Source organism: Arthrobacter oryzae (genome assembly GCF_037911235.1).
Taxonomy (GTDB): Bacteria; Actinomycetota; Actinomycetes; order Actinomycetales; family Micrococcaceae; genus Arthrobacter; species Arthrobacter oryzae_E.
The window spans coordinates 162,452-179,422 of sequence record NZ_JBBLYW010000010.1 but is presented as its reverse complement, the minus strand read 5'-3'; the positions used below and the strand labels follow the sequence as shown (position 1 = coordinate 179,422).

The 16,971-nt window shown below is 63.9% G+C and carries 16 protein-coding genes; 9 read left to right on the top strand and 7 right to left on the bottom strand.

What is annotated here, in order from left to right; all coding sequences use genetic code 11:
* Positions 1-43: 43 nt before the first annotated feature.
* Entirely contained in the window at positions 44-514 is a 471-nt protein-coding gene (locus WMN78_RS03815) for a GyrI-like domain-containing protein (protein ID WP_340532125.1), read from the top strand.
* A 39-nt stretch (positions 515-553) separates the two neighbouring features.
* Here the strand turns inward: WMN78_RS03815 and WMN78_RS03810 are convergent, their stop codons facing one another.
* Together WMN78_RS03810 and catA are read right to left on the bottom strand one after the other, a co-directional pair.
* A complete protein-coding gene (locus WMN78_RS03810) occupies positions 554-1,867 on the bottom strand; it encodes a benzoate/H(+) symporter BenE family transporter (RefSeq protein ID WP_340532124.1) in 1,314 nt (437 codons plus the stop codon).
* A gap of 108 nt (positions 1,868-1,975) precedes the next feature.
* On the bottom strand, positions 1,976-2,872 hold the full coding sequence (gene catA / locus WMN78_RS03805) for a catechol 1,2-dioxygenase (RefSeq protein ID WP_340532123.1): 897 nt from the start codon (positions 2,870-2,872) through the stop codon (positions 1,976-1,978).
* A gap of 315 nt (positions 2,873-3,187) precedes the next feature.
* Here catA and benA point away from each other — a divergent pair, with 315 nt between their 5' ends.
* The 5 genes from benA (at position 3,188) to WMN78_RS03780 (ending at position 10,556) form a co-directional block, all read left to right on the top strand.
* On the top strand, positions 3,188-4,570 hold the full coding sequence (gene benA, locus WMN78_RS03800; RefSeq protein WP_340532122.1) for a benzoate 1,2-dioxygenase large subunit: 1,383 nt from the start codon (positions 3,188-3,190) through the stop codon (positions 4,568-4,570).
* Positions 4,571-4,605: 35 nt separating this feature from the next.
* On the top strand, positions 4,606-5,142 hold the full coding sequence (gene benB, locus WMN78_RS03795; protein ID WP_340532121.1) for a benzoate 1,2-dioxygenase small subunit: 537 nt from the start codon (positions 4,606-4,608) through the stop codon (positions 5,140-5,142).
* A 122-nt stretch (positions 5,143-5,264) separates the two neighbouring features.
* A complete protein-coding gene (gene benC, locus WMN78_RS03790; protein ID WP_340532120.1) occupies positions 5,265-6,836 on the top strand; it encodes a benzoate 1,2-dioxygenase electron transfer component BenC in 1,572 nt (523 codons plus the stop codon).
* Entirely contained in the window at positions 6,836-7,663 is an 828-nt protein-coding gene (locus WMN78_RS03785) for a 1,6-dihydroxycyclohexa-2,4-diene-1-carboxylate dehydrogenase (RefSeq protein WP_340532119.1), read from the top strand. Before benC ends, WMN78_RS03785 begins: the two co-directional genes overlap by 1 nt.
* A 61-nt stretch (positions 7,664-7,724) precedes the next feature.
* On the top strand, positions 7,725-10,556 hold the full coding sequence (locus WMN78_RS03780) for an AAA family ATPase (RefSeq protein ID WP_340532118.1): 2,832 nt from the start codon (positions 7,725-7,727) through the stop codon (positions 10,554-10,556).
* Between the two features lie 55 nt (positions 10,557-10,611).
* Here WMN78_RS03780 and catC read toward each other — a convergent pair whose 3' ends face one another.
* From catC to WMN78_RS03760, 4 genes are all read right to left on the bottom strand, one after another.
* Positions 10,612-10,890 (bottom strand): muconolactone Delta-isomerase, encoded by a 279-nt coding sequence (catC, locus tag WMN78_RS03775; protein ID WP_340532116.1) that lies wholly within the window; start codon positions 10,888-10,890, stop codon positions 10,612-10,614.
* Positions 10,891-10,915: 25 nt separating this feature from the next.
* A complete protein-coding gene (locus WMN78_RS03770) occupies positions 10,916-12,019 on the bottom strand; it encodes a mandelate racemase/muconate lactonizing enzyme family protein (RefSeq protein ID WP_340532115.1) in 1,104 nt (367 codons plus the stop codon).
* A complete protein-coding gene (locus WMN78_RS03765; RefSeq protein WP_340532114.1) occupies positions 12,016-12,960 on the bottom strand; it encodes a LysR substrate-binding domain-containing protein in 945 nt (314 codons plus the stop codon). Before WMN78_RS03765 ends, WMN78_RS03770 begins: the two co-directional genes overlap by 4 nt.
* A 143-nt stretch (positions 12,961-13,103) precedes the next feature.
* Positions 13,104-14,426: an aromatic acid/H+ symport family MFS transporter gene (locus tag WMN78_RS03760; RefSeq protein WP_340532113.1), complete on the bottom strand. Its 1,323-nt coding sequence runs from the start codon at positions 14,424-14,426 to the stop codon at positions 13,104-13,106.
* 346 nt (positions 14,427-14,772) lie between these two features.
* Here WMN78_RS03760 and WMN78_RS03755 point away from each other — a divergent pair, with 346 nt between their 5' ends.
* Positions 14,773-15,471, top strand: a complete 699-nt coding sequence (locus WMN78_RS03755) for a maleylpyruvate isomerase family mycothiol-dependent enzyme (protein WP_340532112.1) — start codon at positions 14,773-14,775, stop codon at positions 15,469-15,471.
* 80 nt (positions 15,472-15,551) lie between these two features.
* Here the strand turns inward: WMN78_RS03755 and WMN78_RS03750 are convergent, their stop codons facing one another.
* The gene (locus tag WMN78_RS03750; protein ID WP_340532111.1) at positions 15,552-15,902 is read right to left on the bottom strand and encodes a hypothetical protein; all 351 of its coding nucleotides are present in this window, start codon (positions 15,900-15,902) and stop codon (positions 15,552-15,554) included.
* A 154-nt stretch (positions 15,903-16,056) separates the two neighbouring features.
* Here WMN78_RS03750 and WMN78_RS03745 point away from each other — a divergent pair, with 154 nt between their 5' ends.
* Both WMN78_RS03745 and WMN78_RS03740 read left to right on the top strand, forming a co-directional pair.
* Entirely contained in the window at positions 16,057-16,296 is a 240-nt protein-coding gene (locus WMN78_RS03745) for a hypothetical protein (protein WP_340532110.1), read from the top strand.
* Between the two features lie 155 nt (positions 16,297-16,451).
* A complete protein-coding gene (locus tag WMN78_RS03740) occupies positions 16,452-16,754 on the top strand; it encodes a DUF4193 domain-containing protein (RefSeq protein WP_305939816.1) in 303 nt (100 codons plus the stop codon).
* Positions 16,755-16,971 lie beyond the last annotated feature (217 nt).

Below are 16,971 nucleotides of genomic sequence, written 5' to 3'. Positions count from 1 at the left end.
TTCGACCCTAGGCTGCAGCGTTCGCGCCACGGATGGTTGGCGTATGAGCCAAGAGAAAGCCGGGATCCGGCTGGTCCAGCGCACCGAACAGCCCACCGCCGTCGTCCGCGAAAAAGTGCCCATGAACGCGCTGCCGGACTTCTTCGGCCGCGCTTATGGCGCTGTTATGGCAGCGGCCCGACAGCAGGGCGTGGAGCTGGCCGGCCCGCCTTTTGGCCGGTACCTGGGCATGCCCACCGACTCCGTCGACGTCGAGGCAGGGTTTCCGGTGTCGGCGCCCATCACTGCGTCCGCAGGAGTGGCGGCCGGAACCCTGCCGGCGTGCCAGGCCTTCGAAGCAACCCACACCGGCCCGTACGACACCCTGACCACAACGTACGACGCCATCCAGAAACGGATGAAGGAAGAGGGATTCAGCCCGGCTGATTCGATGTGGGAGTACTACCTCAGCGACCCCGCAACGGAACCGGATCCCGCCACGTGGAAGACCCTGGTTGTGTGGCCTGTGGCTTGAGCCGTGGCGCGAGTCGCAGCGACCAAGTCCGGCCTTGGGCTACTTGCTCTGCCCCTGGCCGTCTTCGCGGAGGGGCCTTGCATGGTCAGCGCTCTCGAGCAGCCGTGAGACCAGGTAGCCGCTAACGAGGCCCCAGAACGCCGGGTGGATGTTGAAGAGACTCAAGCCGGAGATGGTCACGACGAATGTCACCAGGGACCCCAGGGTGAAGGCTGTCGCGAAGGCTGTGACAAAGGCTTGCTGGAGGGCCCGCAACATCGCAATGCCGCCCAGGGCAAGGATGAATTCCTTCGGTGTGGCGAGCATGAGCCGGGTGAGGGCTGGAGCCAAGAGGGCGCAGGCCATGGCCAGGACACCGAACACTACGGCAGCAGCGTACTGGCGGCGCCTTGTTCCGGAGGACGTCATGAGAGCGTTGGTAGGGCCTGTCACGCACGCCGAGACTGCGCCGCAGCCTGCATTGAACACAGAAAACGCGCCCGAGACCATGGCGAAGACATTGACTGGCGGATTGTGGCCGGCGGCACGGAGAACGGCGATGCCTTGGCCATTCTGAACGAACAACACGGTGAGGGCCAGCGGAACAACGAGCTCGAACTGGGCGGCCCAAGTGAACTCGGGAACGGTGAAAACCGGGGTGGCCAGGATCGGACCGCCCCCTTGGAAAGAGAATTGACCACTGGCCGCCACGGCGAGGCACCCAACGGCAAGGGTGCCGAGCACCGGTGGAAGGAACCGGCCAAGGGCGGGTATGGCCGTGAGGACGAGGAATGCGGCCACCATGGGCGCGGCCACCAGGGGGTTCGCCTGTGTCGAGACGATGATGTCTGTGCCGAATTTCAGGAAGACAGCAGCCACCATGGACATAACAATCGGCATCGGAACCGCTGCCATGATCCGCCGCACCACTCCGGTGGCACCTAGGGCGAGGATGAGAATTCCGGACGTGAAGAACGCCCCCACCACTTCCGCAAAGGACAGGTGCTGAAGGGACGGACCCAGAAGCACCGTCCCGGGAATGGACCAGGCGAAGCCCAGAGGCTGTCGATAGAGGAGGGACATGACCAGAGTGGCTGCCCCGCCCGAAAAAAGGATGCCAAACACCCACGACGCGAGCTGGGCTTCGGTAAGCCCTCCCGCCGCTCCCACAGCCAGGGTAACGGCGATCGGGCCGGAGACGGAGAAAATGAGGCCGATCACCCCGTTGGAAACATAGGGCACGCCCAGGTCACGGAAGACCTGGCGCGCACCTGCTGGGCGAACACCCGGGCGTTCCAGCAGGGGCTGGGGTCCATGGGCCGCAACAGCCCCGGCATAGGGGATGGCGGGCGGGTCCTGACGGGATGGCAGCATTCGGGCTCCTGGCAGCGGCGGTAAAAAAATGAGGCGCCCTGGAGCTTGCACTCCAGGGCGCCTTCGGTGCCGGGCCGAGACGGCGGCACCGATTGTCAGCGGTGGTTGTTACTTGTGCTGGCCTTCCTTGGCGAGGACGTAGTCATAAACCACTTCTTCGCCTGCCCCGCCATCGGTGCGCGGCTGGGGGTCGAGCATCAGCTCAGGCTTGACTGCCGAGGCGATGTCGTCCGCGTTGTGCGGGTCGCCCGGGAAGTACAGCTGCTGGGTTACGGGCTGGAATCCCGGCGCGGAGACCTTGATGTGGATGTGTGCCGGGCGCCACGCGTGCCAGCCTGCCGCGCTGATCAGCTGCCCGCAAGCCCCGTCCGTGGGAATCTGGTAGGGCGCCGGGCGCATCGTGTTGATTTCGAAGCGGCCGTCGTCGTCGGCCTTGACCGTTGCCCGGAAGAGCCATTCCGGGAGGCCCGGCGCGTACTGGGAGTAGAACCCGGCGCTGTCGGCGTGCCAAATCTCCACCTGCGCGTTCTGGATGGGATTACCGTCCGTATCGGTGAAGCGGCCGCTGAAGTGCAGCGGGGTGCCCTCCTCGTCCTCACGCATTTCGACGGTGCCCGGGGTCTGGAGAACCGGGGAGCCCGGCACGTAGTAGGGTCCTTCGATGGTGCCTACGGTGCCGGGGCGGTCCTGGGAGTTGACGTCCTCCACAGTGTGCTCCAGCCACACGTCGAGGAACAGCGGCCATTCCCCGTCAGTTCCCACCTTGATGAGCCAGGCTTTGAGTGCGTTGTACTCCTCGTAGGTGACCTGATGTTCGACGACGATGTCGTTGGCGGCCTTGATGAGCGCACCTGCCAGCAGGCTCACTCGTTCCTTCGGCACCTCAAGGCGGGAGAGCTTGCCGGACGCTGTGAAGCGTTCGGTGGCCTTGGAGCCGGCTTCGACGGCAGTGCCTTCGTCCTCTTTGCGGGTGTCTGCTTGGGTCTCGGTCATGGTGATGTCCATACTCCTCTTTGAATAGGGGACAGGAAGTGCTCCTGTGCGTTGCGAAGGCGTGCGGCTGGACTTGCATCTGCCACCACGCGACCTCGGGTGATGCCGGTCTCATCGTAGGCTTCAAATAAGGACGCTACAAATATCGATTTAGCCTGTTTTCTGTCAAAAAGGCGACATAAAGACACCCTTGGTCGAACCTAGGTGTTTGCCTGATGTGAGAGCTGTCACGGTGGACCAGACTTGGCTGACAACGTCCTGGGCGTAGCGCGGCGCCAGCCGGACCACCCGCCCATCCGTCCAGCACTCTCCAATGAAGGAGCAGCCATGACCGAGAACATGACCCATGTCCGCGAGGTCCTCGCCGACGCTGTGATCGACGACCGTGAGAACGGCGTCATCCGGGCCAAACGCGAGATTTTCACGGATGAAGAAATTTTCGAACTGGAGATGAAGCACATCTTCGAGGGCAACTGGGTCTACCTGGCCCACGAATCCCAGATCCCCAACGTGGGGGACTACTTCACCACCAATATCGGCCGTACGCCGGTGATGATCACCCGTGACAAGGACGAGAACCTCAATTGCATCGTCAACGCCTGCTCACACCGCGGCGCGATGCTGTGCCGCCGCAAGACGGACAACCGCACCACTTTTACCTGTCCGTTCCACGGCTGGACGTTCAAGAATTCCGGTGAACTGCTCAAGGTCAAAGACTCCCGCAATGCCGGCTACCCGGAGACCTTCAACAAAGAAGGCTCCCACGACCTCACCAAGGTTGCCCGTTTCGAGTCCTATCGGGGCTTCCTTTTTGGCTCGTTGAAAGCTGACGTCCTCCCGCTCGAACAGCACCTGGGTGACGCCACCAAAGTGATCGATTCGATCGTGGACCAATCCCCGGAGGGACTGGAAGTGCTGCGCGGGTCGTCCACCTACACCTACGACGGCAACTGGAAGGTGCAGGCCGAGAACGGCGCCGACGGCTACCACGTCACCGCCGTGCACTGGAACTACGCTGCGACGACGGCCCGCCGCACCGCCGGTGACTCCGCGAACAAGACCAAGGCCATGGACGCCGGCAAATGGGGCAAGGTCAAGGGCGGTTTCTATTCCTACGACCATGGACACCTGCTGCTGTGGCAGGAATGGACAAATCCGGAGGACCGCCCCCTGTGGGACCGCCGCGAGGAGCTCGTTGCCAAGTACGGCGAGGAGATGGCCAACTTCATGATCAACATTTCGCGGAACCTCTGCCTGTACCCGAATGTCTACATCATGGACCAGTTCTCCTCGCAGATCCGCCACTTCCGTCCCATCTCCGCGGACCAGACCGAGGTGACGATCTACTGCATCGCCCCCAAGGGGGAATCGCAGGAGAACCGGTCCAAGCGCATCCGCCAGTACGAGGACTTCTTCAACGCCACCGGCATGGCCACCCCCGACGACCTCGAGGAGTTCCGGTCCTGCAACAAGACCTACTGGGCCACTTCTGCGCCCTGGAATGACATGACCCGCGGTTCCACGCACGAGATTGCGGGCCCTGACGAGCAGGCCCAGGCGCTGGGTATGACCCGGGTCATCGCTTCCGGGGTGCGGACCGAGGACGAGGGGCTCTACCCGATCCAGCACGGGTACTGGAAGGAAGTGATGGACCGGGCCCTGGCGGAACAAGAACGTTCCGCCCTGGATGCCGTTCCCGTCACCGCCTGACCAGACCACGTGGAACCAGAGAGAGTGCATAAGCCATGACCAACCTGACCAAGCCAGCTGCGGCGCGCAAGAGCGCCGAGGAGATCGCCACCCTCGAAACGGTCCGCGCGTTCCTGTACAAGGAGGCCCGCCTGCTGGATGACCGCCAGTTCGATGAGTGGCTCCAGTGCTACCACCCGGACTCCGAGTTCTGGATGCCCGCATGGGACGTCGACGACCGGCTGACCGAGGACCCGCAGAACGAGATCTCGCTCATCTACTACGACAACCGCGGCGGTATTGAGGACCGTGTCTTCCGGATCAAGACGGACCGGTCCTCGGCCACCTCCCTCCCGGAGCCCCGCACCGGGCACAACATCACCGACATCGAAATCGTGGAGCACGACGGCGACCAGGTGAAAGTCCGCTTCAACTGGTTCACCCTCTACTTCCGCTACAACACAACGGACACGTACTTCGGAAACAGCTTCTACACGATTGATCTTGCCGGCGGCGAGCCCGTCATCCTGAAAAAGAAGGTCGTCCTCAAGAACGATTACATCCACCACGTGGTGGACATCTACATGATCTGACGGCCCCGTGCCGGTGCCGCGCGTTTGCCTGGCACCGGCCTTGCGTTTTCAAACACGTGCCCGTCGGGCACATCTGCACTTTCCCGGGCCGCGTCGAGGCGGCCCCGAGCCAGGAGGAAACCATGGGCCACAAAGTAGCCCTCAGCTTCGAAGACGGTGTCACCAAAGTCATCAAGGTCGGCGACTACGAGACCGTGATGGACGCTGCGTACAAAGCCCGCATCAATATTCCGTCGGACTGTCGGGACGGTGCATGCGGCACCTGCAAGGCCTTCTGCGATTCCGGCTCTTTCGATCCGGGCGACTACATCGACGATGCAATGACGGAGGAAGAGCTCGAAAAAGGCTACATGCTTACCTGCCAAGCCGTTCCTGAGTCGGATCTGGCCATTCAAATCCCCGCCACGTCCGAGTCGGCCAAAACCGGAGCCAGTTCCTTCACTTCAACCGTGAAGGAACTCAACAAGCACTCGGAAACCACGGTGTCCTTCACCCTGGAGGTGGAAAACCGGGACGCCCTGGCCTTCCTGCCGGGCCAATACGTCAACATCAAGGTCCCCGGAACCGACGCGGAGCGTTCCTATTCGTTCAGCAGCGGCCCCGAGGTTCAGGATTCCTCATTCATGGTGCGGGTGACGCCACAGGGTGCGATGTCCGAGTACCTGCGCGATCGGGCGGCGGTGGGCGACACCATCGAGTTCACGGGCCCCTTCGGATCGTTTTTCCTGCGTGAGCCCAAGCGGCCCCTGTTGCTTCTGGCCGGCGGTACCGGCCTTGCTCCGCTCCTGTCCATCCTCGAGAAGCTTTCCGAGAACCCGCCGTCGGTGCCGGTCCACCTGATCTATGGCCTGACCCGTGAGGCGGACATCGTGGGCCTTGAGTGGCTGCGGGCCTATGAGGCGAAGCTGCCCGGATTTACCTGGGACTACATCGCTTCCGAACCTGGCACATCTGCTCCCCACACGGGCTATGTCACCCAAATCGTTGAGCCCTCACACCTGAACGGCGGCGACGTTGACATCTACCTGTGCGGACCCCCTCCGATGGTCAACGCTGTGTCGAAATGGCTGGACTCCGAGGGCGTCAAGCCCGCCAACTTTTACTTCGAGCGCTTTGCCCCGAAGGAAACCACCGGCGGCGACGCGGAAACAGGTGCGCCGGCACCGGCAGAGAAGATTGCGGCCGAAGGCGACACGATGAGCCGCAGCGAGGCCGTTTCGTCCCTGGAGACCGGCCGGCTGGATTTCCGTAAAGAGGACAGCTTCGCCCAGCTTGACGCGCGCATGGGCCTGGAACTTGCAGTGAGCGAGCTAATGGTGGGCCGCCTGAGCGAAGAGCAGCTGCACCAGTTCCGCCGGCTCGCCGAGGCCACCAGGCGCTCTGTGAATGCCGGCACCATCCAGGAACCGGAAGAGTTCGCGCGTACTAACGAGGAATTCCACGAATACCTCTTTATGGTCTGCGACAACCCCATGCTGCTCGAGTCCTACCGCCGGCTGGACGTCCACGCGCAGATGGCGGCGGCCTTTGAAACGGGAACCAGTATTTTCGAGCGGGTCATACAGGACCATATTGACGTCGTTGACGCTTTTGAGCGCCAGGACAAAGCACGGGTCCGGGAGGTCATCATGGCCCACGCCCATGATGCCAAAGAAACCATGGCGGGCGCCATTGACGCCAAGGCCGGCCGCTGATGACGCAGCCCTATGCCGGACAGTTCGTTACTCCCGGCCGGTACGCCGGCAAGGTAGTTGTTGTGACTGGTTCCGCCCAGGGGATCGGCCAGAAGGTGGCCGAGCGCATCGGTGCCGAGGGCGGCGCCGTCGTGCTCGTAGACCGCGCCGAGTTGGTCCATGAGGTGGCGAGCGGGATACAGGAGGCCGCGCAGGATTCCGGTTCAGGAGGCTCGGCCATCTCGGTGACCGCGGATCTGGAGACCTTCGCAGGAGCACAACGGGCCGTGGACGCGGCACTGGCCGCCCACGGCCGCGTGGATGTGCTGGTTAACAACGTCGGCGGCACCATCTGGGCCCGCCCGTACGAAGAGTATGACGAAGACAAGATCGAGAAAGAGATCCGGCGCTCCCTCTTTCCCACCCTGTGGACCTGCCGGGCGGTGCTGCCGGCGATGCTGGAGCAGGGTTCAGGCACTATCGTCAACGTTTCCTCGGTGGCCACCCGCGGGCTGCACCGGGTGCCGTATGCGGCGGCCAAGGGCGGTGTCAACGCCCTGACCCAGTCGTTGGCGATGGAGGTGGGAGGGCGCGGCATCCGCGTGGTGGCGACAGCCCCCGGCGGCACCGAGGCGCCACCACGCAAGGTCAAGCGGGGGCCGGAGGCCGAATCCACCACGGAGAAGGCCTGGTACCAGGTGATCGTTGACCAAAGTGTGGATTCGTCCTTTTTGAAGCGCTACGCGACTTTGGATGAGCAGGCCGCCCCGATCGTCTTCCTCGGATCAGACGAGGCGTCATACCTGACGGGCACCATCCTTCCCGTTGCTGGCGGCGACCTGGGCTGAGGCCCCTGTGATGGATGCCCGCCGTCAGTCCCGGCCGCCCGGCTCCGGTAGAGTTGCGGCCATGACGGCGGGCTCCATGCAAGGCGATACTGCGGAGGGCCTTCCGCTGGTCGGCCGGTCAGGGGTCTTTGAGGAACTGCTGGAAATTCTCCGCACCGTCCGCAAAGGCAAAGTGGGCGCAGTGGTGATCACCGGCCCGTCCGGTGCCGGGAAGACCGCCGTGCTGGAGTCCTTTCTTGAGCACTGCCGCACTGTGGCCCGTGGTGTCAGGGTGCTGTCCGCCATGGGTGATGAATGGGAAGCACAGTTTCCGCTCGCCGGATACTCCCAGCTCATGCTCACGTCGCCGCTGCGCTCGGCAAAGGATTACGACGGCGGCCCTGCTCTGCCCGCGGGTCCCGTTCCGGCTCTCACCGCCGCCCAGGTGGTTAATTACGCGTCCACCCTCAGCACCCACCTCGAAGGGCTGCAGGCCCATGGCAGCGTAGTTGTCGCCGTCGATGACGTCCACAAACTCGATGTGGAGAGCCTGCGCATCCTTACCTTCGTCATGCGCCGGTTGTACGGAAAACGGATTTTGTTCGTGCTCACCCTTAACCCCGATGACGCTTTGCGCGTCCCCAGCGGTGTGCTTGATTTCCTCACTGGCCACCAAGTAGCCAGTATCCCGCTGGATCCGATAACCCCGCAGCAGGTTCAAGATCTCGCCCGCAGGATGCTCGGCCTCGATCTCAGCGCGACGGCGGCACACGGCCTGGTCCAGCACACCAAAGGACTTGCGCAACCGATCGTGGAGCTGCTCCGTGAGCTGCCGGCGGAAACCTGGCAGACGTGGTTTCCCTCCCTGCCTCCGACGTCCCGTCTCCGCGCCAGAGTGCGCAGTGTCCTGGAAGCAGCGTCCCCGGCGCTAGTTGCCGTCGCGGAGGCAGCGTCGGTGCTGGGGCGCGCCCCAAGCATGGCAGAGGTTTCCCAGGTCAGCGGAGTGGCACCCCTGACGGACGCACTCGACGAGGGCCACCGTGCGGGGCTGCTGGGGTTGGCCGTTGACCAGGCACGTTCCGCCGTCGTGTTCTTTGAACCAGGCACCGATGCGGCCATTTACGAACAGATCGCCCCCAGCCGGCGCATTGCCCTTCATCGGCTGGCCGCTGAGGCCGTGCAGCCCGAGGGCGAACGGTTGGGCCACCGCGTCTCCGCCACACCCGGCGCGGACGAGGCCCTGGCCGGGGAACTGGAGGAATTTGCCCGACGCCAAGCCCTTGTTGGAGCCTGGCAGGACGCCTCAACAGCCTTGTTCTCCGCGTCCCGGCTTTCCCAGGACATCCGGTCCCGGAACGACAGGCTCCTGAGGGCCGTGGATGCCCTGGTGGGTTCCGGCAACATCGCCCAGGCCCAGATGTGGACTGCGGCAGTGGACGCCTTGCCGCCGTCGCCGCTTCGCTCCTCCGTATTGGGCTACCTCTCCACCGCATCGGGACAGAACGACAGCGCGCAGAAGCAGTTGGAGATGGCCTGGCGCACCTCCAACCCGCAGCGTGATCCGTCGGCTGCGGCGCAGGTGGCGCAGCGCTTCGTCCTGCACGGGGTGGCGTCCTGGGACGGCCCGGTCATTACCACCTGGGCGGAACGGGCCATGGAACTTACCCAGCCGGGGACACCCGCCCATATTGAATCAGAGGCCATCTACGGCCTGGGCCTGTATGCGCAGGGCCGGCTTTCCGAGGCGGAGGCCTCGTATCACCGGGCCTTCGAACATGCTGCCGAGAACGCCCAGAAACAACGGGTCCAGATGGGCGCTGGCTGGCTGGCGCTGCGCCTCGACAACGTTGAGACAGCGTTGGTGAACTTCGAGTCAGCGGCTCCCACGGAGTACCGGGGCGGCTCGATGCGGATTTCGCTGTGGGCCGAGGCCTGGCTGGCCCGCACTCACCTGGTACTCGGAAACTGGGATGCGGCGGCCGCCACCGTGGCGCGCGCATCCGTGCGCCTTGAGACTTCGCGGATGCCGCTGATCCGCCCGCTGCTTTACTGGACTGCGGCGGAGCTATGGTCCATGCGGGGAGACTGGGAGCGGGCCCGGTACTACGTTTCGCAGGCGGCCGTGCAGCCGGGAACGTACCGTGCCATGCAGGTGCCCGCGAGCCTTGCCCGTGCCCGCTTCCACGAGGCCAGGGCGGATTATGAGGGGGCTTTGGCTGTCCTGCAGCCGCTGACGGAGCTGGACCCGTGGACCGAGAAGAGGGTGTCCTTCTGGCCCTGGCAAGACACTTATGTCAACGCCCTGGTCATGACCGACCAGCTCGACACCGCCGACTCGTTCCTCACGGCGTTCGAGCGCGTGCCGCGCGAGCGGGAAGTGCCCTCGGATATGGCGCGGATGGCCTGGGCCAGGGGACGACTGGTGGCTGCACAGGGAGATCCCGACACCGCCAGGGAGCACTTCGAGGCGTCGCTGGGCCACCTCAGGGGCCTCAACCGGCCATATCTGCGGGCCCGGGTTAGTTTTGCGTTCGGCCAGAGCATGCGCCGGGCGGGCAAACGGCGCCTGGCCTCGTCGGTCCTGCGGGCCGCCCGTGACCTCTACGACTCCCTGGGGGCGGCCACATACGTGGAACGGTGCGACCGCGAGCTCAAGGCAACAGGGCTCGACGTCGGGAACCTCCCTGACCCTGCCGACCCCGTGCTGACCGCCGTCAGCGACCAGCACCTCCAGCTCACGGCCCAGGAACGCGCCGTGGCGGAACTGGTAGCGGGCGGCGCCACCAACAAGGAAGCGGCACGAACCCTGTTCCTGGCAGAGAAGACCGTGCAGTATCACCTGACCCGGCTTTACCGAAAAATGGGAATCCGCTCCCGCAGCGAGCTCGCGGCCGTGTTCCGGGCCAGGGACTGATCCCGGAACACGGCCGGCTCCAGAGGGCTTTCGCGCCGCGTGATTGGCCGGGTGATTACTTGACGTCGGAGGGGTGCTTCGCGAGCGGGACCACCGAGATGTCCATGTAAGGGAACAGCGGCAGGTTCTGCAGGATCTCGTGGAGTTCGTCGTTCGACTCGACGTCGAAGATCGAATAGTTGGCGTATTCACCTACCACCCGCCAGATTTCCGGCCACTTGCCCGAGCGCTGCAACTCCTGCGAGTAGGCCTTCTCCGTGGCTTTGATCTCCGCCGCTTCAGTGGCGGGAAAGTCTGCGGGCAGGTTTACGTCCATGTGGACCAGGTACTTCATGGATGTCCTTTCGGTACAGCGGTTGTTAGCGGTCGGTGCGGTAGCGCGAGAGTTTTTCTTCATCAACAGCGGTGCCCACGCCTGGGCCCTCGGGAACACGGATGCGTCCGCCGGTGATGGCCAGGGGCTCGGCCAGGAGGTCGTCGGCCATGTCCAGGTAGTTGGACAGCTCCGCTGCCCGCTTGGCCGAATGGGCAAAGGCGGCGCCGAAGGCCACCGAGGCCACCGTGCCGACCTGAGTGTCGATCTGGTTGCCTATATAGACATCGATGCCCATACCCTCGGCCATGCCAACGATTTTGGCCGCCTCGGTAAAACCGGACCGGGCAGTCTTTACCGCCAGGAGGTTCGCACCGCCGGTGAGGATCTCCCGAGCGGCCTCGCCAAGGTTGGCAGCAGATTCGTCCGCGGCGATCGGGATGGGGGAGTTCGTCACGAGGCGACGGCGGCCGAGGACTTCGCGGGCGTCGTCGGGCTCCTCCAGGAACTGCAGGCCCAACTCTGCCGTGCGGCGCAGCACTTCGGCGGCCTCGTTGGCGGACCACCCGCGGTTGGCATCCATGTACAGCTCAGCGTCCTCGCCAAGACCCTCGCGTAGCACCCTGGCGGCCTCAATGTCGAGATTAAGGGGACGGCGGCCGGTCTTGAGCTTGAACGTGTTGATGCCGTAGGTCTCGCGGAACTCCAGCGCCAGTGCCAGCAACTCCTGGGCAGGCTTGAAGCCGAGCATGTGGGAGACGCGGAGTGAGTCCGTGTACCCGCCCAGCAGCTTTGTCACCGGCTGCCCGAGGGTCTTGCCGATGACGTCCCAGAGGGCGATGTCCACGGCTCCCTTGGCCGTCTGATTGTGAACGGTCCGGTGCAGGATTGACTGAACTTTCTCCCGGTCAAAAATATCGACGCCGATCAGTTGCGGAGCGAAGATGTCCTCCACCACCGCGACGATAGACTTCTGCGTCTCACCGTAGGTGTAGGGACGCGGCGGGGTATCGGCGGTTCCCACCACACCGTCGTCCGTGCGAAGCCTGACGAGTACGTGGTCTGCCTCGTGCACGGAACCGGAAGCGAAATGCAGCGGATGAAGATAGGGGATCGAGTAGGGAATCGCCTCAATGGCTGCGATCTTCATGAGCGGGGAAGCCTTTCATCGGTGGGAAACGGCACAGGGCCGGGGGCAGGGGCAGACACCGTCGGTCCCGCAGTTGCGGTGGCCACGATGTCCAGAAAGTTACGGAGCAGCGCAGAGTCATGCCCGCGCATCCAAGCGACCGCGAGCTCCACGTCGGGGACATTTTCAATTTCCCGGTAGGCCACGCCTTCAAGCTGGAAGGCCTGCACGCTGGACGGCATCACCGCCACCCCGCCCCCTGCGGCTACAAACGCCAGCATCGTAGAGGTCTCGCCAACAACCTGGGTAATGCGTGGCTGGAAACCGGCCTGGCGGCAGAGGTCTGCGGTGGTGCGGTGAAGGACAGACTCGGGCGGGTAGGCGATGAAGTCCTGGTCCTGCAGTTCGTGCATCGCCACGGGCCGGTCCACGGCCAGGGCACTGAACGAGGGAAGCGCGACGACGAGCGGCTCCTGGGCGACAGTTCGATAGTCGATGTCTTGTGCTGCGACAGGGGGCCGCAGCAACGCGGCATCCAGAGTACCGTTCCGCAAGCCCGCTTCCATGGACGGCGTGAGCATTTCGCCGTGCAGGGCCAGGGACAGGCCCGGCAGCAGCTGTTTGGCAAGTCGGGCAACCTGGGGCATGACGCCATACGTTGCCGAGCCCGAGAAGCCGACCCGCAGCACGCCGGTTGCGCCCCTTCCCACCTGATAAACATCGGCCTGAAGAGTGGCCACGTCATTGACTATCTGCCGTCCCCGATCCAGGAGGAGCTGCCCCGCCGCCGTGAGGTCCACCCTGCGGGTGGTGCGGTTGAACAACTGGACTCCAATCTGGTCTTCCAGCTGGCGGATCTGCTGCGAGAGCGGTGGCTGGGCCATATGAAGGCGCTTGGCCGCGCGGCCGAAGTGCCGCTCCTCAGCAACCGCAATGAAGTAGTTCAGTTGGCGGATGTCCAAGGCGGTGCCGTCCTTCAGCTAACCAGCCCCGACGATGCTGCCTTGGGCCTATTGATTCAAAGAATAACCATAATAAGCCCTACTAGGATATTTAGGCGACGTAATTTTGCCGCGGCGCCGGTGGCTCCTGGGCAGATGGTGGACTATTTGAACTGCCCTGCAGGGATGCTGTCTTCTGCCCGGCCTTCCGCGATCTCCTCGACCTTGTGCTCGGCCTGCTCCAGCTTGCGCTGGCGGGGCACCAGCACGGTGACCACGGTGCCAACCAGGGCAACGGCCCCATAGATGTAGAACGCCGTGGATCCGCCGATGCCGGCGGCGGCCAGCCACCCGCCGATGATCGGACCGAGCACCCCGCCCAGCCGTCCCACGCTTGCGCACCATGCGACGCCCGCGGCCCGGGCGTTGGTGGTGAAGTAGTTGGACTGGAAGCCGTAGATCAGTACCTGGGTTCCCAGCGTTCCCACGCCTGCGAGGGCGATGAAGGCAAAAAGCAGCGGCAACGGAAAGCTGAAAGTCATGAGCGCCAGGGAAATGGTCGCCAGCGCGAAGGTGGCCGCGATGACCCGCTGGGGACCGCTCTTGTCCGCCAGGCGCGACGCTAGCAAGCCGCCCGCTACTGCTCCAAGGTTCAGTGCCAGCGGGAAGAACAGGGAGTACGTCCGCCCATAGCCGTAGCCCTCCATGATTTTGGGCAGCCACGTGTTGAGCCCGTAGGTCAGCAGCAGACCGCAGAAGGACATCAGGCCCAGCAGAATCGCTGCCACGGCAAACTGGCGGGAAAACACGGCAGCAAAGCCCGATTTCTGGGGCGCGGCGCCGACCTCCAGGATGATCCGCTCCTCGATGAGCGGGACGCCGGTGCGCTGTGCGGCGGCGAGGGCCTCCTGTTCCCGGCCCCGGGACAGCAGCCACCGCGGTGATTCGGGGAGCTTGCGCCAGGCAATCGGCAGGAGGATGACAAGCGGCAGCGAGCCGATGATGAACAGCCCGCGCCAGCCGATGCTGTCGAGGAAAAGGATGCCGAGGATGGAGGCCAGGACGCCGCCTGCCGGGATGCCCGAATACACAATGGCGTTGTAGAACTGCCGCCTTCCAGCCGGTGCGAATTCAGCCATGGTGGCACCGGCGCTGGCGATAACTATGCCCAGCCCAAGTCCGGTGGCAAACCGCAGGGCACCAAAGGCAGGGACACTGGTGGCAAAGGCTGTGGCAAACATGCCGATGGAGAACCAGGCAATGCCCAGGAGCATCAGCCGCCGCCGGCCGAAAAAGTCACCGACAGCACCGCAAGCGAGTGATCCTACGAGTACCCCGATGAGGGCCCAGGAGCCGAGGAGGCCGGCGGTGACTGCATCGAACGCTCCGATCTTGCTTGGGTCCGCGAGCAGCCCTGGCAGGACGGTGCCGTAAATGACGAGATCGTAGCCGTCAAACAGGAGAGCTGTGCAGATGACAAAAGCCACCCAATTGGCGGTGCGCGCCTCCTTTTGTGGATTTTCGGCTATAACGGCATGCGGTTGTGACATGGTCCCCAAGTCCTCTCTGACTTAAGTGGAGGCCCGCGGCGCCGGGAGAATCCGAGGGGCCGACCTCCGAGTACGTTCAGCCTGACATGAGGTGTGACGTGCGACATACGAGGGAAATACCCGGCTTTCCGCCGGGGGGCTATTCATATGCTGTTGATCTCAAACGGCCGCCTCAATGAAGCCAGCCCAGCCAAGGCTGTACGTCTCAGTCGAGACGATTTGGATATGGAAGAGTGACCCGCGAACGGTGGTTCGGGGAGCGGCCCGTGGGTAGGCTGGCACAATGATCAACCCCGCACGCCTCCACTCGGATCTGTCCCGCCTCGGCAGGGAGACGGACATGTTACTGGCCACCGTCGAGTCACTTACCGACGACGAGATCACAGTTTCCTCGCTGTGTGAGGGGTGGACGCGGGCCGATGTTATCGCGCACCTCGCCTCCAGTGGACGTGCCTTGGTAAAGCTCATTGACTGGGCAACCTCCGGCGAGGAACGTCCCCTTTACGCCTCAAGCGAGGCACGCTCCAAAGAGATCGCTGCCTTGGCAGCCCTGCCGCGGGAGGAACTCATTGGGGAGCTGCGGCTATCCGCCCGGAACTTTGCCGAGCAGGCACAACGGCTAAGCGGGGAACTCGTGGCAACGGAAGTGCACGTGGGTGGCAAGGCTGTCCCCGCCACATCCATTGTGGCCCTCCGGATAGCCGAGGTGGTGGTGCATCATCATGACCTCGACACTGCCTGGACCATCGAGGAAGCCGATCCGGATTCGCTGCTGAATGCCCTTGAATCCGTAGTGCGGTCGCTGCGGGCCAAAGGTGCTCCGGGTATGACGTTGGTGACCGAAGAACGTGACGAGTGGGTCATCGGCGACGGCGGACTGCGCGTTGTATCCGACCGCGAAGGCCTGCTTCAGTGGCTGGCGCGCGGGGACGCCGAACATGTTGATGGTGACGGCCCGCTCCCAGTACTACCCTCCTGGTGAAGCAGTTCCCCTGAACGCTCTGCCTGTGGCTTGAGCCGTGGCGCGAGTCGCAGCGACCAGGTCCGTGCTTCGCCCAGGCTCTAGTCCTCGGCGTCGATCCTTTCGAGCAGGTCCTTGGCGGCTTTGGCGATTTCATCGTGGTTGTGCTGGGCGGCCCGGCTTTCCAGGGAAACCACCGCGCAACGGTGCACCTTCTTGAAATCCCCAAAAGGAAAACTCACGCTGCCCTTGGTTCCTTCCGACTCGTCCGGATCGAGGCCTAGGTGCCACCTGGAGAACTCCGTAAAGCCGTGCTTGTCGATATAGGCATTTTCCTGGTCCGCCGACGGTGCGTGTTCGCTCCAGTCGTCCCGGGTATCGCGGACAACTTTTCCGTCCTTCACGAGGCTGCGGGCGTGCTCCAGCGCCTTCTTGTTGAGTTTCGTAGCCATTCCATACCTCCGGAGGTCCTCGGACGTTGTTCATCAAGGCTAAATCGACAGTGCACGGGCCGCCAGAGCGGATCCGCCGGGGAATGCCGGAAATGTAACGCGGAGGAGACTGCCGCGAAACGTGCCCACAACATGCGGCGCCTACTTTGGGCCTATGACAACGCGCCTGCTCACCAGAATCGCCTCGTGGTTCGAGGCCCGGCCCACGCCGGCCGCAGCGTCGCCGTGGTCCGCCGGGGACGCGGTGGACCACGGCGCCTGGGAACAAGGCAATGCCGCCATCGCCGACGTCACCAGATGGGCCTGGCTGCCGGCGCTCAGCGGGGTGTCCTTTGCAGCCGATCACGCGGCGGCCGCGCACAAGGAAACGGCTGCCTCGGCAAGGGAGGGCTAGCCGCCGGTTTGCTGCTCAGGGGCTGTGGGCGCCACCGCTGGAGGCGTAATGTGTCGGGTTCAACACACTTTTCTTCAACTACCGGCATAATGACCTAAACTGCTTCACTGAGGTGCCTGAGACGGCGCTGCGCAGCAACGAAAGTGAACCACGCTATGGCTACCGATTACGATGCCCCACGCAAGACAGAAGAAGAGTCTCCCGCTGAATCGCTGGAGGCCCTCCAGGCGTCCCGCGGCGGCGGCGCCCAGACCGCCGTTATCGATGTTGACGAGAACGATACGGCCGAAGGAATCGACCTTCCGGGCGCGGATCTTTCCGGCGAGGAACTGACGGTCACTGTTGTTCCCGAGCAGTCCGATGAATTCACCTGCTCCTCCTGCTTCCTGGTCCGTCACCGGTCCCAGGTTGCCAAGGAAAAGAACGGCTTGAAGTACTGCCGCGACTGCGAAGGCTAGGAAGCCTTCGGGGCGCCCCACAACTCCAGAAGCAAGGCACCGCGAGGCGCCGGCAACCCGCACGGGTGGCCGGCGCCTCGCCGTTATCCGGCATCACGAAAGCGCATCCAAGAGCCTCCCTGACGCCATCACAAAGCCTCAAAATCCACCGAAGGGCCGCCGTTCCGTAACCTGCGCGGCGGCAGGTTAACAGTTGGGCGCCGAAGGGATTTCGGCC